General features: G+C 66.0%; 27 protein-coding genes. 4 read left to right on the top strand and 23 right to left on the bottom strand.

All coding sequences use genetic code 11. The annotated features are described in order from the left end of the window. Positions 1–163: 163 nt before the first annotated feature. A complete protein-coding gene (gene rnd, locus GRZ55_RS11025) occupies positions 164–1336 on the bottom strand; it encodes a ribonuclease D (protein ID WP_169286984.1) in 1173 nt (390 codons plus the stop codon). Between the two features lie 57 nt (positions 1337–1393). After that, complete coding sequence (locus GRZ55_RS11030) at positions 1394–2653, bottom strand: MFS transporter (RefSeq protein ID WP_169286985.1); 1260 nt, start codon at positions 2651–2653, stop codon at positions 1394–1396. Between the two features lie 266 nt (positions 2654–2919). On the opposite strand from GRZ55_RS11030, the gene GRZ55_RS11035 reads away from it, so the two are divergent. Next, entirely contained in the window at positions 2920–3366 is a 447-nt protein-coding gene (locus GRZ55_RS11035) for a GNAT family N-acetyltransferase (RefSeq protein ID WP_169286986.1), read from the top strand. A gap of 74 nt (positions 3367–3440) precedes the next feature. Here the strand turns inward: GRZ55_RS11035 and GRZ55_RS11040 are convergent, their stop codons facing one another. Further along, positions 3441–4091, bottom strand: coding sequence for a glutathione S-transferase family protein (locus GRZ55_RS11040; RefSeq protein ID WP_169286987.1), 651 nt, complete (start codon positions 4089–4091; stop codon positions 3441–3443). Between the two features lie 265 nt (positions 4092–4356). On the opposite strand from GRZ55_RS11040, the gene aspS reads away from it, so the two are divergent. Continuing rightward, positions 4357–6240 (top strand): aspartate--tRNA ligase, encoded by a 1884-nt coding sequence (aspS, locus tag GRZ55_RS11045; protein ID WP_169286988.1) that lies wholly within the window; start codon positions 4357–4359, stop codon positions 6238–6240. Positions 6241–6308: 68 nt separating this feature from the next. Here the strand turns inward: aspS and GRZ55_RS11050 are convergent, their stop codons facing one another. From GRZ55_RS11050 to GRZ55_RS11075, 6 genes are all read right to left on the bottom strand, one after another. Next, positions 6309–7004, bottom strand: a complete 696-nt coding sequence (locus GRZ55_RS11050) for a TIGR02117 family protein (RefSeq protein ID WP_246734688.1) — start codon at positions 7002–7004, stop codon at positions 6309–6311. An 88-nt stretch (positions 7005–7092) separates the two neighbouring features. Beyond that, a complete protein-coding gene (locus tag GRZ55_RS11055) occupies positions 7093–7893 on the bottom strand; it encodes an amino acid ABC transporter ATP-binding protein (RefSeq protein ID WP_306785599.1) in 801 nt (266 codons plus the stop codon). A gap of 71 nt (positions 7894–7964) precedes the next feature. After that, positions 7965–9122, bottom strand: coding sequence for an amino acid ABC transporter permease (locus tag GRZ55_RS11060; RefSeq protein WP_169286990.1), 1158 nt, complete (start codon positions 9120–9122; stop codon positions 7965–7967). Between the two features lie 4 nt (positions 9123–9126). After that, positions 9127–10335, bottom strand: a complete 1209-nt coding sequence (locus GRZ55_RS11065; RefSeq protein ID WP_169286991.1) for an amino acid ABC transporter permease — start codon at positions 10333–10335, stop codon at positions 9127–9129. A 74-nt stretch (positions 10336–10409) separates the two neighbouring features. Further along, positions 10410–11429, bottom strand: a complete 1020-nt coding sequence (locus tag GRZ55_RS11070) for an amino acid ABC transporter substrate-binding protein (protein WP_169286992.1) — start codon at positions 11427–11429, stop codon at positions 10410–10412. A 204-nt stretch (positions 11430–11633) separates the two neighbouring features. Further along, positions 11634–12467: a phosphatase PAP2 family protein gene (locus GRZ55_RS11075; protein WP_169286993.1), complete on the bottom strand. Its 834-nt coding sequence runs from the start codon at positions 12465–12467 to the stop codon at positions 11634–11636. Positions 12468–12549: 82 nt separating this feature from the next. On the opposite strand from GRZ55_RS11075, the gene GRZ55_RS11080 reads away from it, so the two are divergent. Together GRZ55_RS11080 and GRZ55_RS11085 are read left to right on the top strand one after the other, a co-directional pair. Continuing rightward, the gene (locus tag GRZ55_RS11080) at positions 12550–13728 is read left to right on the top strand and encodes a cystathionine beta-lyase (RefSeq protein ID WP_169286994.1); all 1179 of its coding nucleotides are present in this window, start codon (positions 12550–12552) and stop codon (positions 13726–13728) included. A gap of 192 nt (positions 13729–13920) precedes the next feature. Then, positions 13921–14172, top strand: a complete 252-nt coding sequence (locus GRZ55_RS11085; RefSeq protein WP_169286995.1) for a hypothetical protein — start codon at positions 13921–13923, stop codon at positions 14170–14172. Here the strand turns inward: GRZ55_RS11085 and GRZ55_RS11090 are convergent. The 14 genes from GRZ55_RS11090 to GRZ55_RS11150 all read right to left on the bottom strand — a co-directional run bounded on the left by GRZ55_RS11090 (position 14153) and on the right by GRZ55_RS11150 (position 23648). Beyond that, positions 14153–14482, bottom strand: a complete 330-nt coding sequence (locus GRZ55_RS11090) for a hypothetical protein (RefSeq protein WP_169286996.1) — start codon at positions 14480–14482, stop codon at positions 14153–14155. The genes GRZ55_RS11085 and GRZ55_RS11090 overlap by 20 nt on opposite strands. A gap of 27 nt (positions 14483–14509) precedes the next feature. Beyond that, a complete protein-coding gene (locus tag GRZ55_RS11095; RefSeq protein ID WP_169286997.1) occupies positions 14510–14812 on the bottom strand; it encodes a hypothetical protein in 303 nt (100 codons plus the stop codon). Further along, positions 14796–15254 carry a hypothetical protein gene (locus tag GRZ55_RS11100; RefSeq protein ID WP_169286998.1) on the bottom strand — a complete coding sequence of 153 codons (459 nt, stop codon included), beginning with the start codon at positions 15252–15254 and terminating at the stop codon, positions 14796–14798. The genes GRZ55_RS11095 and GRZ55_RS11100 overlap by 17 nt, the downstream gene beginning before the upstream one ends. Continuing rightward, the gene (locus GRZ55_RS23625; RefSeq protein WP_256379803.1) at positions 15251–15382 is read right to left on the bottom strand and encodes a hypothetical protein; all 132 of its coding nucleotides are present in this window, start codon (positions 15380–15382) and stop codon (positions 15251–15253) included. Before GRZ55_RS23625 ends, GRZ55_RS11100 begins: the two co-directional genes overlap by 4 nt. 104 nt (positions 15383–15486) lie before the next feature. Continuing rightward, entirely contained in the window at positions 15487–15738 is a 252-nt protein-coding gene (locus GRZ55_RS11105; RefSeq protein ID WP_169286999.1) for a hypothetical protein, read from the bottom strand. Further along, on the bottom strand, positions 15726–16025 hold the full coding sequence (locus GRZ55_RS11110; RefSeq protein WP_169287000.1) for a hypothetical protein: 300 nt from the start codon (positions 16023–16025) through the stop codon (positions 15726–15728). The genes GRZ55_RS11105 and GRZ55_RS11110 overlap by 13 nt, the downstream gene beginning before the upstream one ends. 14 nt (positions 16026–16039) lie before the next feature. Further along, on the bottom strand, positions 16040–16954 hold the full coding sequence (locus GRZ55_RS11115; protein ID WP_169287001.1) for a peptidoglycan-binding protein: 915 nt from the start codon (positions 16952–16954) through the stop codon (positions 16040–16042). Positions 16955–16988: 34 nt separating this feature from the next. Beyond that, complete coding sequence (locus tag GRZ55_RS11120; RefSeq protein WP_169287002.1) at positions 16989–18011, bottom strand: phage late control D family protein; 1023 nt, start codon at positions 18009–18011, stop codon at positions 16989–16991. A 4-nt stretch (positions 18012–18015) separates the two neighbouring features. Further along, entirely contained in the window at positions 18016–18237 is a 222-nt protein-coding gene (locus tag GRZ55_RS11125; RefSeq protein WP_169287003.1) for a tail protein X, read from the bottom strand. 1 nt (position 18238) lies between these two features. Next, the gene (locus tag GRZ55_RS11130; RefSeq protein WP_169287004.1) at positions 18239–18676 is read right to left on the bottom strand and encodes a phage tail protein; all 438 of its coding nucleotides are present in this window, start codon (positions 18674–18676) and stop codon (positions 18239–18241) included. Continuing rightward, on the bottom strand, positions 18676–20991 hold the full coding sequence (locus GRZ55_RS11135; RefSeq protein ID WP_169287005.1) for a phage tail tape measure protein: 2316 nt from the start codon (positions 20989–20991) through the stop codon (positions 18676–18678). The genes GRZ55_RS11130 and GRZ55_RS11135 overlap by 1 nt, the downstream gene beginning before the upstream one ends. 260 nt (positions 20992–21251) lie before the next feature. Continuing rightward, complete coding sequence (locus GRZ55_RS11140) at positions 21252–21614, bottom strand: phage tail assembly protein (RefSeq protein ID WP_169287006.1); 363 nt, start codon at positions 21612–21614, stop codon at positions 21252–21254. A gap of 136 nt (positions 21615–21750) precedes the next feature. After that, entirely contained in the window at positions 21751–22263 is a 513-nt protein-coding gene (locus tag GRZ55_RS11145; RefSeq protein ID WP_169287007.1) for a phage major tail tube protein, read from the bottom strand. A gap of 146 nt (positions 22264–22409) precedes the next feature. Continuing rightward, positions 22410–23648 carry a phage tail protein gene (locus tag GRZ55_RS11150; RefSeq protein WP_169287008.1) on the bottom strand — a complete coding sequence of 413 codons (1239 nt, stop codon included), beginning with the start codon at positions 23646–23648 and terminating at the stop codon, positions 22410–22412. Positions 23649–23749 lie beyond the last annotated feature (101 nt).

Raw genomic sequence — 23749 nt, forward strand, 5'->3', positions numbered from 1 at the left:
TCGATGGGGTAGCCATGGCGAGTTCCTCTCGTTGAAGGGAACTCCATGGTCGGGTCGCCCGCCGCCACCTGCTCAAAGACTACGAATACTACGCCATCTCAGGCCAAGGCGCCCCTCCCGCGAAGCGGGTTCGTGCATGAGGTCGAAAGCGGAAAGCCCGCCCCTACTCCGCAGCCGCCTTGCCCGCCGTCTCGAAGACGCGGATGCGGCGCTTGTCGAATTTGAGGCCGAGTTCGCCGCGCACGAGGCGGAGCGCCTGTTCGCCGAAAACCTCGCGGCGCCAGCCCGACAAAGCGGCGACGTCGGCTTCCTCGCCATGGGCGGCGATGCGGTCGAGATCGTCGCCCGAGGCGAGCATCTTGGCGGCCACGCCCTCCTTGTCGGCGACGAGCTTGAGCAGCACCTTGAGCAGTTCGGTGGCCGCGCCCGTGCCTTCGGGCAGTTGCACCTGGCGCGGCATCTCGGGCATGTCCTCGCGCGGGAGGTCCAGCGCCTCGTTGACGATCTCGAGGATGGAGGCGGCGGTCGCGGAGCGCTCCCAGCCCTTCGGGATGGTGCGCAGGCGCGACAGCGCCTCGGCGTCGCGCGGGGCCTGCTGGGCGATCTCGTAGACGGCGTCGTCCTTGAGCACGCGCTGGCGCGGCACGTCGCGGGCGCGCGCCTCGACCTCGCGCCAGGCGGCCAGCACCTGCAGCACGGCCAGCTCGCGCGGCTTGCGGACCCTGAGCTTCAACCGCTTCCAGGCGTCGCCGGGATCGGGCGCGTAGGTGGCGGGGGTGGTCAGGACGGACATCTCCTCCTTCAGCCAGTGGGCGCGATTCTCGCGTTCCAACTCGCCGACCAAATGTCGGTAGATGTCGATCAGATGGGTGACGTCGGCCAGCGCGTATTCGAGCTGCTTTTCGGTCAGCGGCCGGCGGCGCCAGTCGGTGAAGCGCGACGACTTGTCGATGCGCCCCCCGGTCACCTTCTGGACCAGCTGCTCGTAGGAAACGGAATCCCCAAAACCGCAGACCATGGCCGCGACCTGCGTATCGAACAGCGGCTGCGGGATCAGCCCGCCCTGGTGGTGGATGATCTCGACATCCTGGCGGGCGGCGTGGAAGACCTTGACGACGCGCTCATTGCCCATCAGCCGGTAGAAGGGGGCGAGGTCGATACCCTTGGCCAGCGGATCGACCAGCGCGGTGATGCCAGGGGCGGCCATCTGGATCAGGCACAGGATCGGCCAGAATGTCGTCTCGCGGATGAATTCGGTGTCGACGGTGACGAATTCCTGTTCCTCGAACCGTGCGACCACGGCCTCCAGTTCGTCCTGTCTGGTGATAAGATGCATCGATTTCCGAGCGTTTCGCTATCTTGAACCCTCAATTCAAGCAACGACGGGGTCGCGTCAACCGGATTCTTCCCTGTCCACCGTTGGCTTGGCGCGCTGGTCGCCGCGATACGCGAGCTTCACGAAGAAGGGAGAAGTGCGCAGAAGCGAGGCGAAGCGCCCGCGCTGGGCGTGCGGCAAGGCGGAGCGCGCCGCCATGCGCCAGACGGTTCCCGCCACGAACAGCGCATAGACGGCTGCCGAATAGACAAACAGCGCGCTCAGCCCGAAACGCTCCATCAGGAAGGAGGAGACAAGCGGCCCGACGATGGCGCCGATCGAGTAGAAGAACATCAGGGCCGCGGCCACCTTCACATAGCCGCCCTTGCCGGCGTAGTCGTTCGCATGGGCGGCGGCCAGCGAATAGATCGGCATGGCGAAGGCCGCGAAGAGGAAGATCAGGACGAAATTTGCCATGCGGTCCTGTCCGGCCAGGAATGCCAAAGCGAGCGCCAGCACCATGGAGGCCGCCGAGGTGATCAAGAGCACCCAGCGCCGGTCCCAGCGGTCCGACAGCGAGCCCAGCGGATATTGCAGCACCACGCCGCCAATGACGCCGAGGCTGATGAAGATCGCGATCTCGGTGATGGAAAGCCCGATGCCTTCCGCATAGACCGGGCCGACGAGGCGAAAGGCGCTGTTGGACAGGCCTGCCACTATGCAGCCCATGCAGGCCAAGGGCGAGAGCGCCCAGACACCCTTGAGATCGAGCGACATCTCGGCCGGCGGCGTCGGGTTGGAGCGGTCGGCCAGCGACACCGGGACCAGAGACAGGGTGATCATGATGGCCATCACGCCGAAGATGATGAACCCGCCCGGTCCGAAAAGCGGGATCATGAACTGCGAGACAGTGACCGAGACCAGATCGATGATGCGGTAGAAGGCCAGCGCCCTCGCCCGGTTTTCATTGGCGACGCCGGAATTGATCCAGCTCTCGATGGTGGTGAAGAGGCCGGCGAAGCAGAAGCCGACCAGAAAACGCATGACGATCCAGACGACCGGATCGATGAACATGACCAGCGCCAGCGTGCCGCTGGCGGCAAGGGCCGCCAGGGCTGCAAAGCAGCGTATGTGGCCCACCTCGCGCAGCATGCGGGTGATGAACAGGCACCCCAGGAAGAAGCCGGCGAAATAGGCCGTACCCATGAAGCCGATGAGGCCGGCCGAAAACCCCTCCTGCGCGCCGCGCAACGCGATCAGCGTGCCCTGCAGGCCGTTGCCGGCCAGCAGGATGCCGGCGGTGATGAGAAGCGGAAAGAGCGGGCGCAGGCTGTGCATGGGGCGGGACCGGAGAAACGACGCGACCATAGGGGCGAAAGACGTCAAACGCGATGCCGCAGCGCCCCGACGCTCTTGTGCCAGGGCAACCGGTCCACCGGCGTTGCATCGCGGCGGCGCATCGCCTATCAGACGCGCGTTTTGTCCAGGAGTTTCATGCGCGGAAGCCTCATCATCTGAAGATCGAGATCACCGAAGCCCGGCCATGTCCGGTGTTTCGCCGTTTCCGCGCGCCCGTCGCGGCGCCTGACTGAAAGTCAATCACCTTGAACAATGAACCCATCACCATCCGGGCCTATGAAGCGGCCGACAAACCGCGCCTGCTGGACATCTGGCTACGCGCTTCGCTCAAGGCGCATGATTTCCTGCCGCCTGAACTGGTGGCCGAACAAAAACGGCTGGTCGGCGAGGTCTATCTGACGAAGGCCGAGACCTTCGTGGCGACACGCGCAGGCTTGCCCGTCGGCTTCATCGGGCTGCTGGACAAGCATATTGGCGGGCTGTTCGTCGATCCCGACCGCCAAGGCGGCGGCATCGGCCAGCTGCTTGTAGCACATGCCATGAGCCTGAAAGGGGCGCTCGACCTCGAGGTCTATGCCCGCAATCAGGCCGCGCTCGGCTTCTATCGCCGCCTCGGCTTCGTGGAGACCGGGCGCCGACCGACCGACGATAACGGCCTGCCCTTCGAGCTGATCGCGCTTAGACTGGGATAAAGACGCGCCAGCAGGCGGGGGCGCTCCACCGCCCTCGCCTCAGCCGTGCGGCTGCGGCGCCCCTCTATCGATCTCTAGGCCCTGCTTCGATCCGCCGCCTCATAATGCGCGATCTGCTCGGCATGTGCCTTGAGGAATGCGGGGCGGGAAATTGCCCGACCGACATAGGCGCGACAGGCCGGATAGGCAGCAAGCCCGTCGAACCGGTCGACGAGGCGCAGGACGTCCGCCATCAGGATATCGGCCACGCAGAACGGACCCGCCAGCCATTGGCCGGTTGCCAGCACGGTTTCCAGTCGCTGGAGACGTGACTGCAGGAAGGCATCGGTGCGCGTCCACGCCGCCGATTCGCCTACGTCGCCGGAAAAATGAAACAGCGACCATGGCACGCTCGCCATCTCGACGGAGTTGAGGGCCGCGATGACCCATGCGATCGCCGCATTTCGACCTTGCGGATCATCGGGCAGCAGATTGTCGCTTCGGTGGCCCAGATGCAGAAGGATCGCGCCGCTTTCGAAGATCGACATGTCGCCATCGGTCAGCCATGGCACCTGCGCGAAAGGCTGATGTGCGAGATGATCGGCCTCGCGCGTGGCGAAAGGCGTGGTTTCCACGCGATATGGCAGGCCAGCCTCCTTAAGCGCCCAGCAGATGCGCAGATCCCGGACATAGCCACGCGGTACCTTGGGTACCCAGTCGTAAGTCGTGACAATGAGGTCGGTCATCGGGCGTCTCCATTTCTCGGATCGGCGACATAGGACGGCGGACAAACCGGCCATCCGACACCATGAGGGAAATTCTCCATCTGGCCGAGCCGTCGGCAACCCCTTAACGCACCATCGGTCGGCTGCACACCGTTTCACGCCAGACCGGTCACAATCCCTCCCAGCCTTGACAAAAACGCCCTCCCATGCGCTTTTCGCGCCCGAATCCGGGCCCGCCGCATCGCGGCGCCTGCCGCCCTTCACACCAGACACCGGACGATCATCCATGCACCGCTATCGCAGCCACAATTGCGCTCAATTGAGGAAGACGGAGGTCGGCCAGACTGTGCGGCTTTCGGGCTGGGTGCACCGCGTGCGCGACCATGGCGGGCTGCTCTTCATCGATCTGCGCGACCATTACGGCCTCACCCAGGTGGTGGCCGATCCCGACTCGCCCTGTTTCAAGATAGCCGAGACGGTGCGTGGCGAATGGGTGATCCGCGTCGACGGCGAGGTCAAGGCACGCACTCAGGAGACCGTGAACGCCAATCTGCCGACCGGCGAGATCGAGATCTTCGCGCGCGACATGGAAGTGCTGTCGGCCTCGAAGGAACTGCCGCTGCCGGTTTTCGGCGAGCCCGACTATCCCGAGGACATCAGGCTGAAATACCGCTTCCTCGACCTGCGCCGCGAGAGCCTGCACAAAAACATCGTGCAGCGCACGAAGATCATCGCCGAGATGCGCCGGCTCATGGGCGAGACCGGCTTCACCGAGTTCTCGACGCCGATCCTGACCGCCTCGTCGCCTGAAGGCGCGCGCGACTTCCTGGTGCCGTCACGGCTGCACGAGGGCAAGTTCTACGCCCTGCCCCAGGCGCCGCAGATCTACAAGCAGCTGATCATGGTGTCGGGCTTCGACCGCTATTTCCAGATCGCGCCCTGTTTCCGCGACGAGGACCCGCGCGCCGACCGGCTGCCCGGCGAATTCTACCAGCTCGATCTCGAGATGAGCTTCGTCGAGCAGGAAGACGTGCTGTCGACCATGGAGCCGGTGATGCGCGGCGTGTTCGAGGCATTCGCCGAGGGCAAGCCGGTTTCCCCGAGCTTCCGGCGCATCGCTTATGACGACGCGATCCGTCTTTACGGCTCCGACAAGCCGGATCTGCGCAACCCGATCGAGATGGCCGACGTGTCGGAGCATTTCCGCGGATCAGGATTCAAGGTCTTCGCCAACATCCTCGCCAACGATCCCGAGGCGCAGGTCTGGGCCATTCCGGCCAAGACCGGCGGCTCCCGCGCCTTCTGCGACCGCATGAACTCATGGGCGCAGGGCGAAGGCCAGCCGGGGCTGGGCTACATCTTCTGGCGAGAAATGGAGTCAGGGCCGTCATTCTCGGACGCCCACGACTCTGATCAAGGAAATCCAGACAGGATTGACGACATGATCAACGCAGTCGCGCGGGAAAATGTCGGTGGAAACGAGGGCGCAGGACCCATCGCCAAGAATATTGGTGTAGAACGCACTGAAGCCATTCGGCAGCAACTCGGTCTCGAAGCTGGCGACGCCTGCTTCTTCGCCGCCGGCAACCCGAAGAAATTCGCTTCCTTTGCCGGCGCTGCCCGTACGCGCGCGGGCGAGGAACTGAACCTCGTCGACCGCGAGCGCTTCGAGCTCTGCTGGATCGTCGACTTCCCCTTCTACGAATGGGACGAGGACGAAAAGAAGATCGAGTTCGCCCACAACCCCTTCTCCATGCCGCAGGGCGGGATGGACGGGCTGCAAGGCGACGACCCGCTGGCGCTCAAGGCGTACCAGTATGACCTCGTCTGCAATGGCTTCGAGATCGCGTCAGGCGGCATCCGCAACCATCTGCCGGACGTGATGGTCAAGGCCTTCGAGAAGGTGGGCTTCGATGCGGCGACCGTCGAGGAGCGTTTCGGCGGGCTCTACCGCGCCTTCCAGTATGGCGCGCCGCCGCATGGCGGCATGGCGGCCGGCATCGACCGCATCGTAATGCTGCTGGTCGGCGCCAAGAATTTGCGCGAGGTGACCATGTTCCCGATGAATCAGCAGGCGCAGGACCTCCTGATGAGCGCGCCGGCCGAGGCCTCGCCCCAGCAGCTGCGCGAACTGCACCTGCGCGTCGCGCCGAGCGCGAAGAAGGACTGATAACGGCTTTCGGCCGCAGTCCGATCGACGACGCCCCGCGCCGGCCAAGCCGTGCGGGGCTTCTTCTTTCAGGAAGCGCCTTCGCCCAGATCGTTCGCCAGCCGGATCGACCACAGCAGGCTTTGCGGCAGCGGGTTCCACCAGCCGGTGCGGATGCCACCGGCGCGAAGCACGCGGCTGGTCCATTCATTGCAGCCATAAAGCGCGTTGAAGCGGCCTTCGGCCTCGTAGAAGAGGTCGAACTCGCCATAGGCGGCGTGCGGGATGAGTATCGGCCGCCCCTCCCCGTCGTGCTCGAAGGTGGCGAGGGCCTCGTCGAGCATGGCGAACATGGACGCCTCGCTGACGGCGATCGGCATCACGCCCTCCATGGCAGGATCGATGTCGCCGGCCAGTTCCACGTGCATGGCCGATTCATCGATGGTGAAGGCGCGCAGCAGCGAGCCGGGGCGAAGATCCGCCCAGCTCGGCGTCTCGATGTAGAAGCTGCGGCTGCCCCAGCCCATGTGGATCCAGTGGAGCCCGGGATGGTCGGTCTCCAGACCGTCATCGGCCACGAAGCCCAGCCTTTCCATGACATCCGGATCGGCGGGAAAGGCGATGTCGGTGTGGATCGGGTTGGCCAGCACCAGGATCTCGCGCATCGGCTGGCCTTGTGGCGGGCCAGGCTCCGAGAGAAGCGGGCGCGGCACGAGTATGCCCAACGCCACCATGGCCGCCACGGTGAACAGGAAGCCGGCCAGGGCAACCGCCAAACGTCTCAACAAGCTTCCGCGCTGGCGTGCCATCGGGTTCATATAGGCAGCGCGCCGCGCCACTGAAGCCCTCTGCGTGGCGAATTGCGCCGGCTGCTCAGTGCAGGATCTGCGACAGGAAGAGTTTTGTGCGCTCGTGCTGCGGATTGTCGAAGAATTTCTCCGGCACGTTCTGCTCGACGATCTGGCCCTGGTCCATGAAGATGACGCGGTTGGCGACCTGGCGGGCAAAACCCATCTCGTGGGTGACCACGATCATGGTCATGCCTTCCTCGGCAAGGCCTACCATCGTCTCCAGCACTTCCTTGATCATCTCGGGATCAAGCGCGGAAGTCGGCTCGTCGAAGAGCATGATGCGCGGGTTCATGCAGAGCGATCGGGCAATCGCCACGCGCTGCTGCTGGCCGCCGGACAGCTGGCCCGGATATTTGAGCGCCTGCTCGGGGATCTTGACGCGCTCCAGGAAGTGCATGGCCGTCTCCTCGGCCTCCTTCTTGGGCACCTTGCGCACCCAGATCGGGGCCAGCGTGCAGTTTTCCAGGATGGTCAGATGCGGGAAGAGGTTGAAGTGCTGGAACACCATGCCGACCTCGCGCCTGACCTCGTCGATCTTCTTGAGATCGTTGGTGAGTTCGATGCCGTCAACGACGATGCGCCCCTCCTGGTGTTCTTCCAGCCGGTTGACGCAGCGGATCATGGTGGACTTGCCGGAGCCCGACGGCCCGCAGACCACGATGCGCTCGCCGCGCATGACCTTCAGATTGATGTCCTTCAGCACATGGAAATCGCCGTACCATTTGTGCATGTCGACGATCTCGATGGCGACGTCGGTGGTCGAGACCTGCATCTTGGCGCGGTTGACGGCAAGTTCTTCCGCGCTGATCTTGTTTTCGCTCATTTCGTTCCCCTTTGGCGGTTCCGCCTTGTCTTGTTCCCGGCTTCGCCCGCCCGGCCGATGGTACGGCCGGGCTAGCTTTTGTGGCCGGTATCCAGTCTTCGTTCCATGTAGATGGAATAGCGCGACATGCCGAAGCAGAAGATCCAGAACACGAAGCCCGCGAAGATCAGCCCCGACATCGGCGTCTGCGGCGAGACCCAGTTCGCGTCGGCGAAGTTCTGGCGCACGATGCCGAGCAAGTCGAACATGCCGATGATGTAGACAAGGCTCGTGTCCTTGAAGAGGCCGATGAAGGTGTTCACGATGCCCGGGATGACCAGCTTGATCGCCTGGGGCATCACGATGAGCCCCATCGACTGCCAGTAGCCGAGACCGAGCGACGAGGCGCCCTCATACTGCCCCTTCGGGATGGCCTGCAGGCCGCCGCGTATGACCTCGGCCATGTAGGCGGAGGCAAACAGTGCGACACCCACAAGCGCGCGGAGGAAGCGGTCGAAGGTGACGCCGGTCGGCATGAAGAGCGGCAGCATGACGCTCGCCATGAACAGAACCGTCACCAGCGGCACGCCGCGCACGGTCTCGATGAAGATGACGCAGATCATCTTGACGACCGGCATCTTCGATCGTCGCCCGAGCGCCAGCAGAATGCCCATCGGCAGCGAGACGGTGATGCCCACGAAGGACAGGACCATCGTGACGAGAAGGCCGCCCCACAGCGTGGTGGACACATAGGGCAGCCCGAACGCGCCGCCGACCAGAAGGAAGTAGGCGACGAGCGGGAGAACAACGAAGAAGGCGAGCGCGTTCCACAGCTTGTAGGGTACGCGCGGAACAAGCAGCGGCACCAGGAGCGCCACGAACATCACCGCCGTCAGATCGACACGCCAGCGCTCGAAGACCGGATAACGGCCATACATGAACTGCGAGAACTTGGCGTTGACGAAAGCCCAGCAGGCGCCCGACCAGCCATCGGGCTGGATGCCCCCCTGCGCCACGGTGGCGCAGACGGAGCGGTCGGGACCGGACCACACCGCGTCGATCAAGGCCCAGCGTATCACCGGCGGCAGGAAGTAGGCCACGAACAGCAGGCCCAGCAGCGTCATCACCGTGTCGAGCGGCGTGGCGAAGAGATTGACCCGGAACCAGCGCACGAAGCCGCGTTCGCGCAAGGGCGCCTCGCGCGCATTGATCATTTCCATCCGGACATAGGAAAGGTCGTGTTCCTGCATGGCCCTACCTCTCCACCAGCGCCATACGGGCGTTGTACCAGTTCATGAAGGCCGACGTCGCGAGACTGAGGCCCAGATAGATGATCATCCAGATCGCCACCACCTCGATCGCCTGCCCGGTCTGATTCATCACCGTCTGGCCGATCTGCACGAGATCGGCGTAGCCGATGAAGACGGCGAGCGAGGAGTTCTTGGTCAAGTTGAGATACTGGCTGGTCAGCGGCGGAATGATGATGCGCAGCGCCTGTGGCACCACGACGAGACGCAGCGTGAGCCCGGGCTGGAGGCCGAGCGAATAGGAGGCCTCCGTCTGCCCCTTGTTGACGCCCAATATGCCGGCTCGCACGATCTCGGCGATGAAGGAGGCGGTGTAGAAGGACAGCGCCAGATAGAGCGACAGGAATTCGGGCGCGACCTGCACGCCGCCCTGCAGATTGAAGGCGCCCAGCACCGGCACGTCGAAGGTGAGCGGCCTGCCGGCCAGGAAATAGGCCAGAAGCGGCAGGCCGACGATCAGCGCCAGCGCGGTGCGCAGCACCGGGAAGCGCTGTCCGGTCGCCATCTGGCGCCGATAGGCCTTGCGTGCCACGAACCAGCTGAGCGCGATGGCGACGACGAATGCCAGGGGGATGAGCCACGACCCCTCGCCCCAGACGGGCTTGGGCATGAAGAAGCCGCGATTGTTGAGGAAGGTTTCGAACGGCAGGTCGAGACTGTCACGCGGTCCCGGAAGCACGGACAGCACGCCGAGATACCAGAAGAAGATCACGAGCAGCGGCGGCAGGTTGCGGAAGATTTCCACATAGACCGTGCAGATCTTGGCGATCAGCCAGTTGCGCGACAGACGTCCGACGCCGATCAGAAAGCCCAGGAACGTTGCCGTGACGATGCCGATGACGGCCACCAGCAGCGTGTTGAACAGCCCCACCATAAGGGCGCGGCCGAAGGTCGAATCCGCCGAATAGTCGATCAGCGACTGGCTGACATCAAAGCCAGCGCGGCCGCCGAGGAAGCCGAAGCCTGACGAGATGTTGGCGCGGCGCAGGTTTTCGGACGTGTTGCCGACGATCCAGTAGACGAAGGCGATCAGAGCGACCGCGACCAGGACCTGGTAGATGATGCCGCGTATCCAGGGGTCGTTGATCCAGGATGCGCGCGCGGCCTTCTTGGCACGCGGCGGTTCATTACCGCGCAGGCTCGTGTCGGTCGCCATGACCACTCCTTGCCTTGGACAAGAGAGATATGTGGGAGGCGGACGAGGCCCGCCCCCCGATCACCGTCGCGCGATCAGCGCAGCGGCATGGCGTACATCAGGCCGCCATCGGTCCACAGGGCGTTGAGGCCGCGCGGCACGCCGATCGGCGCCAGATGACGGTCGAAGACCTCACCGTAATTGCCGACTTCGCGCACGATGTTGACGACCCACTCATTGTCGAGGCCAAGGCCCGCGCCGATGGAGGAATCAGCCTCCTGGCCGAGAATGCGGCGGATCTCCGGATTGTCGGAAGCCATCATCTCTTCCAGATTGTCCTGCGTGATGCCGGATTCCTCGGCCTGGACCATCGCCATCAGCGTCCAACGCACGACGTTGAACCACTCGTCGTCACCCTGGCGCACGGCGGGGCCAAGCGGCTCCTTGGAGATGATCTCGGGCAGGACGACATGGTCGTCGGGGTTGGCGAGCGTCAGGCGCAGCGCGATCAGGCCCGACTGGTCGGTCGTGTAGGCGTCGCAACGGCCCGCCTCATAGGCGGCGTTGGTCTCGTCGAAACCCTGGAAGACGACCGGGTTGTATTCCATGTTGTTGGCACGGAAATAGTCGGCCAGGTTCAGCTCGGTCGTGGTGCCGGTCTGGACGCAGATCGCGGCGCCGGACAGCTGCAGGGCGGAATTGATACCCTCCAGATTGGCCGAATTGATCATGAAGCCCTGGCCGTCATAGTAGTTCACGCCGGCGAAGTTGAAGCCGAGCGAGGTGTCGCGGCTCAGCGTCCAGGTCGTGTTGCGCGACAGCATGTCGATCTCGCCCGACTGCAGCGCGGTGAAACGCTCGGTGGCGTTGGTCGGGGTGTACTGCACCGCATCGCCATCGCCGAAGATCGCGGCAGCGACCGCGCGGCATACGTCGACGTCGAAGCCTTCGAACTCGCCATCGTCATTCGGTGCGGCAAAACCGATCAGGCCGGTATGCACGCCGCACTGGACATAACCCTTGGAGCGCACTTCCTCGAGCGTGGAGGCCGAAGCTCCCGTCGCGACGACTGCCAATGCGGCCGAGCCCAGAATTCCCTTGATGACTGTTTTCATTTCCCACTTACCCTTCTCTGGAGGCACGCAACGCACATGCGAGCCTTCTCTTTTCGTTGTTTTCAGCCGCCAACCCTCTCCCTTTCGGCGCACAGCGGGCCGGGCCGGCGAACACCCCGCAGCGCAACAAGCATCGAATTCGATAATGTAACGATGGTCAAGCAAGAAACCTGATTGACGCCTGATATGTCTATATTTGACGTTTCAGCTTTGTCGCGGCGTGAGATACCAGGCGCGTGCATGGCGCAACGCCGGCAACATTCTGCCGGGTCGCGGCGTGAAGCCGGCCTTGCGCACCGCCAGCCAGCGGGCAAGCCAGAGCGTGTAGAGAAGACCCAGCCCGAAGCCGGCCACGACATCACTCGGATAATGGGCCCCCGCCGGCACACGCGACATGGCGATGGCCAGGAACCAGGCGCTCCAGGCCGGCCACCAGCGCGGAAACCAGAGGATGAGGATCATGGCCAGCGCGCCGCAGGTGGTGGAATGGCCCGAGGGAAAACTCAGATTCGCGTATTGCGTCGAAAAGGGCTGGAACTGGAAGATGCCGCCCTCGTCGAACAGGATCGGCCGGCCGCGCCCGATGAAAAGCTTGAAGATGTTGGCCACGATGCCGGTGATCGCCACGGCCGCGAAGACGAATCCGGCCTGGGCGAAGACGAAGGCCAGCTGCGCGCGGATGCGGGGCTCGCGGAGCTTCCAGTTAAGCGCGGCCAGGACGAGCACGACCACGAGGCTCGGCACCAGATACCATTCCGATTTGCCCAGATCGGTGATGGCGTGCATCACGACATGCAGCATGCCGCGCGTCTGGCGCACGTGATTGATGGCGTAGGCATCGAGAAGGGTCAGCACCGCGGCGACGGCCAGAAAGGCCACCGCCAGGCGCGTCATGTCGCGGGTCCAGGTGGCCTCCCACGGAAAGAGGCGTGGTCCCCACGGCGCCATTACATAGGCGCGCATGGCGAGCGCGAAACGCAGCGGTGCTCTCCGCCAGGCGTGGGGCCTCTCCAACTTTCCGTCCGACCAGTCGACCATTGCCGCCCTTCGCCTGCAAGCTTGCCTCTTCATGCCGCGCTGACTAAGGCTGGCTCAGCAACGGAGCACGGACGGGCCGCTTATGAATAGAGACAGCAGGAAACACAAGGGAATCAACACGCGGTTGGCGCATTCGGGCCACGACCCGCATGGCTATTTCGGCTTCGTGAACCCGCCCGTGGTGCATGCCTCCACCGTGCTGTTTCCGAACGCGGCGACCATGGAAAGTCGCAACCAGAAATATGTGTACGGCACACGCGGCACGCCGACGAGCGACGCGCTGGCCGAGGCCATCGACGAGCTGGAAGGCTCGGCCGGCACCATCATCGTGCCGTCGGGGCTGGCGGCCGTGACCATTCCGCTGCTGGCCTTCCTGTCGGCCCGCGACCACATTCTCATCGTCGATTCGGTCTACCATCCGACGCGCCATTTCGCCGACACCATGCTGAAGCGGCTTGGGGTCGAGGTGGAGTATTACGACCCGCATGCGGGCGCAGAGATCGCGGCGCTGATAAAGGAGAACACCCGCGTCGTCTTCACCGAATCGCCCGGCTCCAACACTTTCGAGATGCAGGACATTCCGGCAATAGCCAGGGCGGCGAAGGCGCGGGGCGCCGTCGTGATGATGGACAATACCTGGGCGACGCCCATCCATTTCCGCCCACTCGAACATGGCGTCGACATCTCTATCCATGCCGCGACCAAGTATCCCGCCGGCCATTCGGACGTGCTGCTGGGCACCGTTTCGGCCAACGAGGCCGCCTGGGGGCAGCTGCACGAGACCCACATCGCCATGGGCTGCTGCGCGGCACCCGACGATGTCTACCAGGTGCTGCGCGGCCTGCGCACGATGGGGGTGCGGCTCGACCGCCACGAGGCGAACGCCCTGGAGCTGGCGCGCTGGCTGGAGGGGCAGCCGGGCGTGGCACGGGTGCTCCACCCTGCCCTGCCGGGCTTTCCGGGCCACAATCTGTGGAAGCGCGATTTTTCCGGCGCCAGCGGCATCTTCTCCATCGTGCTCGACGGCGGCGGCAGAGAGGCCGCACACGCCTTCCTCGACGCGCTGGAGATTTTCGGTCTCGGCTATTCGTGGGGCGGTTACGAGAGCCTGGCCGTGCACGTCTTTCTCGGCGACCGCACCATCGCGCCGGTGCCGCAGGAGGGCCCGGTCATGCGCCTCCAGATCGGACTGGAGGACGTGGCCGACCTCAAGGCCGACCTCGACGAGGCCCTCAAGGCGGCGCGCGCGGCAAGCTCATGACGGCTTGTGGGCAGTTTCGGCTTGCGGTCGGGCGCCGGACATTCTAGAGCCTGCCCTGGCGTCGGAGCGTAGCGCAGCCTGGTAGCGCATCTGGTTTGGGACCGGTTTGTCCTGCAACAGAATGTGGCGTCATATCAGTCGCTTGGCGGGGTATCCTGCCGCAGCCGTGGCAAATCCTGTGGGACTTTCCGCATGAGGCCTTCACCAGAAGAATCCCTTGACGAACTCGCGCGCGCGCTGGCCGCCGAGGGGCCGCTCGACGTACCCGCCTGCCGACGCTTGGCGCTGCGCGCCACGTGGGCGATCGATAGCCCCGGCGACGCCGCCTATCTGAATGAGAGCCTTTGTGCGGCCATCGACAGGCACGCCGAGGATCCTGCCGAGGCCCGCGAGCGTCTTGAGCTGCTGCGCCCGGCCATCGAGATCATGTCCGGTCGGACGTGACGATCCGCAGGTCCTTCGGTTTCGCGAAATCCCACGCCTCTTCGACGTGGCGCGCCGCTTCCCGCGGCGTCGCCACATAACCGTGGGTGATTCGGCCCTGGCGATCCATGTCGGGGCCGTGCGCATACATTGACCAGCGCCAGCCGTCCTCGCTCATCTCGTTGGCCAGATAGATGCGCCCCACATTCCGCTCGCCAACCCAGCAGCAGAAATCCTGCTCGTTGGCGAAGCCTGTGTGGCGCCAGCGATATTTCGGCTGATACTCGCTCATGGCCACGATGTAGAGCAGCACCCCAAACGAAAAAAGCACCGCCAGCCGGGCGGCTGGCGGGGCGTGTCATTCTCCGGGTTTTTTCCGCGCCCGGGTGGATTGCGGCTGCTTGAGGTGCTCGACGATCTCCTCGAGCGTCCCCTGCATGTCCGCCTGGCGCTTGTCGGACATCGCCTCGAGCGCCTTGGCGATGCGCGAGAGATAGCTGAGCCCGCGCTCCATCTGGTCGCGATCGAGCGCCAGCCCCATGGCGGTGATGTGGGCCTGGCTGTTGGCACCCGGCCGTGTGGAAAGGTAGCGGCCGACCGCCGCCAGCAGAAGCACGCCGCCATAAAGCGCGGCAATCCAGATCTCAGCCCCCAGGTTCATGTCTCTTCGCCCGCTTTCCCGCCGCATCGGAAATGGCCGCTTCCCCCATCGCGCGGATCACATTGTAGGAATCGAGCAAGAGCAGGACGGGATAGACCGCAAGGCCTGTGCTCCACGTCCCCGCCTGGAGGAAGCCGATTGATATCTGGAACCAGAAGAAACACGTCACGAAAGCACCGGCCGCCCGCATGTGAGGCGAGCGCCGCCAGGCGCCGTTGATGGCCAGCACCAGAAGCCGGCCCCCGCCGGCAACCATGCAGAAGATCGACCAGTTCTCCGGATAGGCAAGGCCCGCCAGCGGCCGATAGGAGGGTGAGGAGAAGAGCAGCGGGTTGAGGAGCAGGATGATCCCCCAGTTGAGCAGGATCAGCGAGAGCGCCCACTCCGAGGCGCGGCCGGGAAAGGTCTCCCGCAGGGATTTGGTGATGTGGGCAAAGATCATGGGCACAACTCCATACAGGCCAGGATCGGCGCCGGCCGCGCCTCGCCAGTTGCGAGCATCATCGCCAGGGCGACCAGCCCGACGCCGGCCAGGGCCGCCGCCATGATGCGCCAGGGGCTATCGTTCATGGCAATAGGCGCGCCGCGCCGCGTTGCTCGCGACGATCTCGACGCGCGTCTGCTCGGTGTCGTTGACGCTCGAGGAAATGGGCTGCCAGACCGCGCAGGCGCCGCTAGTCGTCGCGGGTCCACTCGTCTGACAGTTCGCCAGCACGAGCGCGCCGCTCAGCATCGCTGCGAGCATCGGCAGCCTTGCGGGTGCGGGAAAGTTCGCGTTCATGGGCTTCGGCCTCCTTTGCCTTGGCTGTGTCGAGGCCGGCACGCCGGCCCCGGAGAAATGCGGCGACGATTCCGGCAAGCCAGGTGGCGACCAGGGCCAGGCCTGCCGTGACGCCGCCACCGGGGATGAGGTTCAGAAGATCCATGACACGCCGGCCACGATCAGGGTCAGCAGCGCGACAATGGCGAGCCCGCACAGGATCCAGTGCCACCATCGCCAGAGCGAATCGCCCTCCGCGTTCGGCTGCGCGACCATGAACACGGCCGGAATGCCGACCTGCATCAGGAAGTCGACGATCGCCTCCTGCAGATCGCCCAGAGGCAGGCCATAGAAGGCCAGATCGGACGGGGTCAGGCCGACTCTCGACAGGATCAGCATGATGATGCCGGTCACCAGCATGGTGATCAGCTTGCGGTAGTGCGCGAGTTGCATGTGTCTTCTCCCCTTCAGGTCCGCACGCGGCGGCCGATGACGATGCCCCGGTCCTCGAACCAGTCCTTCACGCCTTCGGGCGCCCACGCGAAGAGCGGCCCACGGAAGCGCCAGACGAGGAACAGGGCGATGATGATGAGGGCGGCCGAGATGCCGAGGCCGAGCGCCCAGAGCGCCGTCTCGGTCGTCGCCTCGCCGGAGGTCGCGATCTCGCCGCCACCGCCGGCCACGCCGCCCGCCGCCCCGCCGGAGCCCGCCGCCCGATTCTGTGCGTGCAGGTCGAGCGCGCGCTTGAAGGCTGCGCGGGTGGCCGGGCCGATCTTGGCATCGACGGTGAGACCGTGGTCGCGCTGGAAGGCGCGCACCGCCTTGGCCAGGCCTTCGGCACCCGTCGTGTCGTAGCCGAGCCTGATCAGCGCATCGCGGTAGTCCTCGTGCGACGAGAGCGAGGCGGGTGCAGCGGCCGCCTTGCCGGCCGGGTAGTGGCCGTGCTCGATCATGTCCCATTCCACGTCGCGCCGGCGCACCAGACCTGGCAGCACGCGCCCGCCGCCGCGGGTCCAGCTCTTGAAGGATTGCGCGGCCTCGCGGGCACGACCGGCCAGCCAGTGGCCGACCCAGGAGGCGTTGTGGATGCGCCCGGTATTGAAGTCGAACAGGGTCGAGCCGTCGAACTCGCCCTGGCGCCGGTCGAGACCGGCGCGCTTCACCCGCGGCATGTAGTTGCGGTCGAGCGCTAGATGCAGGAGGCGCCGGCTTTCCTCACGCGTGATGGTCATGCCGGGCTTGGGATCGACCACGCCGGAGGCGCGCGTGAGGCCCACGCCGATCGTGCGCACACCGGCCGGGCAGACATAGCTGCGCAGCACTTCGCCTTCTTCGGCCACAAGCACAGCTTCGCCGGCGGCCGACAATCTGGTTATCGACATCGTTCTTCTCCGTTGATGGTCGCTTGAAGGGCCTTCAGCCCCGATCGTCCTTGCCGGCCCCGCCCTGGGGCCGCTTGATATCGAGGCTCGTGGTCGAACCGCCATTGCGGCTGGCGCGGTGCGTGACCGAGGCGATGCGATAGGTGCCATCGACGGCCGGGCGCGCGCCCGTCAGCACGAAACTTCCCTCGGCCTGCGCCTCCGGCACGAGATCGAGTTCGACGCTGCCCTCCCCACCCTCTCGCTCGGCCTCGGCCTTGCGGGCCGCGCCCGCCTCTTCCGCCTGGTCCTCGTCATGGACGGTGGAGCGCAGCACGTTGACCGATTCCGGAAGGTCGCGGTCGAGAGCGAAGGTGACCTCCCTTTCGCGGAAGGTGGCGCTTTCGCGGTCGAACCAGCGCGCCCGGGCGCTGGTGAAGACGCGGCGCCCCGTATAGGGCGCGATGTCCCACGAGATCACGTTGCGGCCCACAACGCCCTCGACCACGGGCAGCGGCTCATCATGCTCGCGCGGCGCGAGCACGGCCATGTCGCCCGCGTCGGTGGCGCGGATCTTGAAGGTGGCGGCGAGTTCGCGCGCCAGGCGCTGGCCGAGATGGAGGAAGCTTTCACCGTCGGCCGCCCAATAGCCGCGCCGGATGGCGCCCAGCCGGCCCAGCACCCGCACGCCGGCAAGCCCGGCCCTCTCGGCAGCCGTCTGGAGAAACTCCTCAAGGCTGGCATCGTCCTTGTGGAAGGCCTGCGGTTCCTTGATCCGGCCGCGGCTGTCCATGCCCTTGGCCGAGACCTGAAGCACCATGCCGCGACCGCGCGAGCCGGATGACCGAACCGTGTCCACGGTACCGAAGAAGACCTGGACGCCCTGCAGAAGCACCCGCACCTTGGCCCCATCGGGCGGCAGGAGAACCTGCCCGCCCGCATCGTCGAACCGGAGCGAACAGGTGTCGGAAGAAGTCCCGTCCTTGTCGGTCACATCGATATCCATGAGGAAGGGCGCCATCACCGAGCTCATGTCGCGCCCGTCGATGAAGACCTGCCAGTTCACTTTCCACGGCATCGGCTCACCCAAACAAACTGATTACCGGGCGCGGCGCCGGTGCCGTCTCGGCCGGAAGTGCCGGCAGGAGGACGACGGTGCCGATCGGCAGCTCCGCGCCGGCATCGGCCAGCCCGGCATTGGCGGCGAGCGCCGCCTCGACCAGCCCGCGCCCGCGCACGCCGTGCAGGCGCCACAGGATCAGGTCGAGCGTGATGCCCTCGCCTTGAACGACCATACGTTCCATGTCAGCGCTCCAGCCCGAACAGGGCCAGAAGCCCGAAAATGATCTGCTGGCCGGCGCCGGCATCCGGCTGCACCTTTTCCATGGCGATGGAATGCGAGACCACATGGCCGACGCCGGTGCGGTCGAGATGGCGGTGGCTCTCCTTGATGCTGGTGATGGCGAACCAGCCGAGCCGCTGCCCGTCGCCCCGGTGCAGGGGAAATCGCGTGCCCTGCCGGCGCATCTGGTGCGCGAATTCCAGCTCGGTCAGCCCGCCCGTCTTGAAGGGCAGCAGCTGCCCGGTGAGCGTGATGCGGTCGTCGCCCTCGCCCATGAATTCCTTGCCGGGCAGTGTGCCGATCAGCGGTTTGGAGGCGATGTCGGCGCCGGCCTGGCGCGTCACCTCGTTGACGCTGAAGGGGCGCGTGTCCAGTGTCAGCGTGCCGATCATGTAGAGCATCAGGCGGTCCCCCATTCGCTGTCGGCCTGGAGGCCGGCGATCTCGGCGCGCAGCTGCCGGTCGACCTCGCGCACGAGATCGCGCGCGATGGCGCGCGGATCGCTCACCCCCTGGATGACGATGTCGCCGAAGCTGATGGCGATGTCGCGCCCGCCCGCCGATCCCGGCCGGCCGCCCTCGCGTCGCATCATGTCGCGGCTGGCACCTGCATCGTGCACATAGCCGTCGCTGCCGGCGGTGATGATTTCGGGACCTTCCTCGCCGACCAGATAGGCGCGCCCGCGCGTGATCGGCCCGCCGGCAGCACGCGCGCCGTCCACGGCCGGACCGCCGCCGCCCAGCCAGGACGGCATGGACGGCCATCGGATGATGCCGGACAGGTCGATCGAGCCGATGGCGGCGATGATGCGGCCGGGGAGTTCGCGGAACCAGGCCAGCACCTCGTCGAACTTTGCCTTGATCCCGTCCCACATTGCCTGGATCAGGGCCGTGCCGGCCTCGTAGAGCGCGACGCCGCCAGCAGCCAGCGCGCCGGCGATGCGTCCGGGAAGATCGGCCACATATTGCAGCACCCCGCCCACGGCCTGACCGACGGCGGTGCCCCAGCCGCGCCAGTCTTCCGCGCTGGCGTCGATCGGCCCGGTCATCTCGCCGAACCAGCCGATCAGGGTCGATACCGAAGACGAGATGCCGTCGATGATGGCGCCCGCGGCCGGGAACGCCTCGCTTATGCCTTCCGCGATGCCGGCGAACATCTCGCCCAGCCCCTGCCAGTTCTGCCAGATCCAGGCGCCAGCCATGGCGATGCCGACCACAATGGCACCGATACCGGTCGAGATCAGCGCGACGCGCAGCGCGAGCATCGCCGCGCGCACGAGCCGGATCGGGTTGAGCAGGGCCAGCATGCTGGCGCCCATGGCCGACAGGGCCCCGCCATGGCCCGCGATGGCCGCGGCTGCCGTGTAGCCGACCATGGCCGTCCGCGCGCCCCTGAGCGCCGCCGTGAACGGCAGGAAGGCCAGCTGCGTTGCCCACAACGCACCCTGCAATGTGCGCATGGACAGGATCGCGGCCGAGATCGCCCCGCCCTTCATCCACAGGAAGGCGAATTGTGCCGCCACCACGGCCACCCGCAGCGCGACAAGGGCGGAAACCAGCCCGACGATCGTCGCGGTCAGCCGCGGGTTGGCCTCGGCGAAGGCGGCGATCGGCCCCAGGAGCGCGATCATCGTGCGGCCCATATCGGTCATGGCCGGCAGGAGAGCGGTGCCGATGGCGATCTGCACACCTTCGACGACCGACCAGAACTCCTTCATCATGCCGTTGAAGCCGGCCATCTGGACATTGGAGATGCGCTCGGCCGTACCGCCCGAATTGCGCAGCTCCTCGTCGAGCTCGCGCAGCGCGTCGGAGCCCTGCCCGACCAGGGCGGCCATGGCGGGGCCGGCACGCTGGCCGAAGAGCTGCATCATCAGGCCTGCGTCCTCGGCATGCGGCTCGAGCTGTTCGATGATATCGGCGAAGGGCAGGAGACGGCCACGCGCGTCGGTGAACGACAGGCCGGCTTCCTGCATGGCGGAGGCCACGCCGCTGGTCGGGTTGAGAATGCGCGTCAGCGCACCGCGCAGCGAGGTGCCGGCCATCGACCCCTGGATGCCGGCATTACCCATCAGCGAGATGGCGGCGGCCGTCTCCTCGAAGCGCACGCCGGCCGCCGATGCGATCGGGCCGGCATATTTCATGGCCTCGGCAAGCTGTGAGAGATCGGTATTGGCCGAGGTGAAGGCCTTCACCAGCACGTCGTTGACATGCGCCAGCTCGGAGACGTCCTTGCCGTAGCCGGTGAGGATGTTGGAAACGACATCCGCCGTCTGCGCCAGGTCCATCTGCGCGGCCGAAGCCAGCTGCAGCGTGCCGGGCATGGCGCCCAGGATCTCGTTGGCCTTGAAGCCGGCCATGGCGAGAAAGCCCATGGCGTCGCCCGCCTGGCTGGCGGTGAACTGGGTCGAGCGGCCGAGTTCCAATGCCTGCTGGCGCAGCTGGTCGAACTGCTCGCCACTGGCCCCCGACAGCGCGGTGACGCGGTTCATCGCGGTTTCGAAATCGGCGGCAGCACGCACCGGCGCGCCGACCGAGCGCGCCATCGCATAGGCCATGGCCGCCGCGTCGACCATGCGGCCGCGCATTTCGTCCATGCGGGCATTGTTGCGCCGCTGCGCATCCTGCAGCCGGTCGACCGTGGCGGCGATCCCGCGCGCGGGAGCCGTCACCCTGTCGATCAGCGACACGATGAGCTGGGAAGTCAGCGTGGCCATGGAAGCCTCAATTTGTGATGAAAGAACCGCCGGAGGCGGCAAGCCCGACCGGGCGTCGGGCCGCATGGCCCGCCCGCCGGAGCGCCAGCGGGCAAGGCCCGCGATGCGGCGCGTGAGGCAAAAGAACGGTCAGCGCTTGCGCCGACCGTTTTCCGCTTTCAGGACGCGGGTGAGCGAGGCGGAATAGTCGATCAGCTTGTCGACATCCCATTCCTCGATCTGGTCGAGCGGTGTATGGACGTGGCGCGCGGTGCCGACGATCAGGTCCCGCCAGCGGACGCCGCCTCCTTCGCGGCCATCCGCGACATCGCCTCCGCCGCCTCCCTCGCCTCCGCTGCCGCCAGCGCCTTCCGGCGGGCAGCCACCGCGGACTTTCCCATGAGGGGAACGATCCTCTCTCCGATCTGCTCGAGATCCTCGACGTCCAGTTCCTCGATAAGCGCGAGATCGACGCCGGCCAGCGCGGCGAAGAGCATGTAGCCAGCGCGCGTCTGGTTCTTCTCGGCTTCGGCCACAAGCGTGTCCTTGGCCTTCATGCGACGGAAGGTAAGCTCCTTCACCTCACGCCCCTCATAGGGGACGGGGAAAGCGAGCGGAACGGTAACGGAAGTGGGATTGCTCATGGCAACGAACCTTCATGATGTGTGTTGAAAACGGAACAGAATGGCCGCAAGCCAAGCCCGCGACTGCGGGCCGCCGGCCGTCCGGCGCGCCCGCGCAGGGCCAGCCGCAAAGCGGCGGTGCGGCCCGTGAGCGATATCAAGCCCCCAGCGCGCGCCTGTCGGCGGCGAAGAGGTCCTCGCCGTTGCGGCGCATGATCCGCTCCCAGAAGTCGATGTAGAAGAGCTCCTGCCCGTTCAGCGAGAACTCGAAATGCGTGACTTCCTTGAGCGCGTGGGTGCAGCCGACAAACTCTTCCGGGCTCGCCTCGTCGGGTTCCCATTCGGTGATGGACCCTTCGATGATGGCGCGGGCGGGCACGGCAATGCCGGTCTTCTTGTCGCGCACCGCGCCGGCGAAGGTCCACCGCTCGGGCATGCCCAGGCCGCGGAAGATGTCGGTGTCGAAACCCTTGATCTCCATCGCGGGTTCGATCGGCTCCACGCGCGGCAGCGTGAAGTCGACGGCCATCACGCCGCCACCCGGATTGTGGCTGGCGGTCATGAACTTGATGGCCGGGATGGTCAGTTTGGAGATCGTCGTGGCGCGCGAGGAATCGGGCTCGTTGGCCCGGCGCACGTCGACGGCGGTCAGCATGTAAAGCGGCTGCATGGCAGTGCCCTTTCAGGAGATTGAGATTGTGTCGATGAACGGCCGCCAGGCCGAGCGTTCGACCGGACGCCGCGCATCGTTGCGCGCCCGGCCGGAGGGCGGGCTGCGAAGCAGCCGAACGCCCGTGAGGCAGTGAAAAACTTCCCCTAAATCCCCCCGAGCCGCGCCACGATCTCGGAGACGAGACCTTCGACGGCCGGACGGTAGCGGCGGATTTCGTGGTCGGCGCGCTTGAAGGCCGGCGCCGGCTCGATGCCCAGATTGACCGTCAGGTGGCCGAGCCTGATCTGCTCGGGGCTGTTGCGGTCGGCGCGGAACTGGACGTCGTAGCCCAGAATGTCGTCGGCCGCCTTGCGGTCGCGCAGCATGAAGCGGATCGAATTCAGCCAGGCCTCGACGATGTCGGCCGTGATGCGACGGCCGAGGAATTCCCGCGTGATCTGCATCAGCGCGACGGTCAGATAGTCGGCACCGCGCACCTGGTGGATCTGCTTCCACAATTCGCCGGTCTCGGTGTTGTCCGTGCCGATGAAGACGAAGCCGCCATCGCCCACCGCCCCGTCGACGCCGGTCTCGCCGCGCGCCACGATCGAGACTTCCGCCTCCAGCATCTGCTGGCCTTCGGTGGAGCCGTCGAGCAGCGAGAAGGGGATCGGCCGCGACAGGCCGGCCAGGCCCTGGATCGGCCGGTTGGCGATCGGGTTGAAGGGCCGCCCGCCATGCATGGCGTCGACGCGCATGAACAGCCCGACGACGCGCGGCGCCATGGGCCTGGTGACCACCTCCGCGCCCTCGAAGACGCGGGCGGCGACGCCGATCGGCATGAGCCGCTGCGAATTCATGGTCTCGCGGGCATCGATCGCCAGCGCCGAAGAACTGTCGTCGACGTCGATCGGCGCGATGGCGAGCAGCCTTTCGCAGGCGGCGGGCAGCGCGGCGACGACAGGATTGGCGGTCTCCTCGTCGGGGCGCCAGGCGGTGCGCCCGGCGAAGATGAGCCGCGGCGTCATGTTGGCGATGGAGGGGATGGAGCCGACGCCCTGCAGCGCCTCGACGATCGCGGCCGACGTGTTGGCCAGCGCCGCCGCGGGATCCTCGTCGTCGTCTTCCGCCACGCGCAGAATGACGACATCCGCCCCGGCATTGAGCCCGGCGATCTGGCTGTTGATGCCGCGCACGGCATCGGCCAGGTAGCCGGTGCCCAGCGCCTCGACGGCATCGGGATCGGACGTGGAAATGCGCACGGGCACGCCGATCGGATAGGCCTCGGCCGAGGCGTCGGGCGAGGTTTCGATCAGAAGAGCCTTTGAAAAATCGGCCCCGAGCACGGGAACCGGCTCGTCCTCGGGCCGCGTGAAAGTCATGCCGAAAGTCGGTGCCGACATCGGGTTTCTCCTGGTGTGTTGTGAAGGGGCCTTGCCCAAGGGCCATTCGGGCTCCGGCATGACGCCGAAAACGAAAAACCCGCCAGAAGGCGGGTCGGGGA

It is taken from the genome of Chelativorans sp. ZYF759, from assembly GCF_012911015.1.
Classification (GTDB): Bacteria; Pseudomonadota; Alphaproteobacteria; order Rhizobiales; family Rhizobiaceae; genus ZYF759.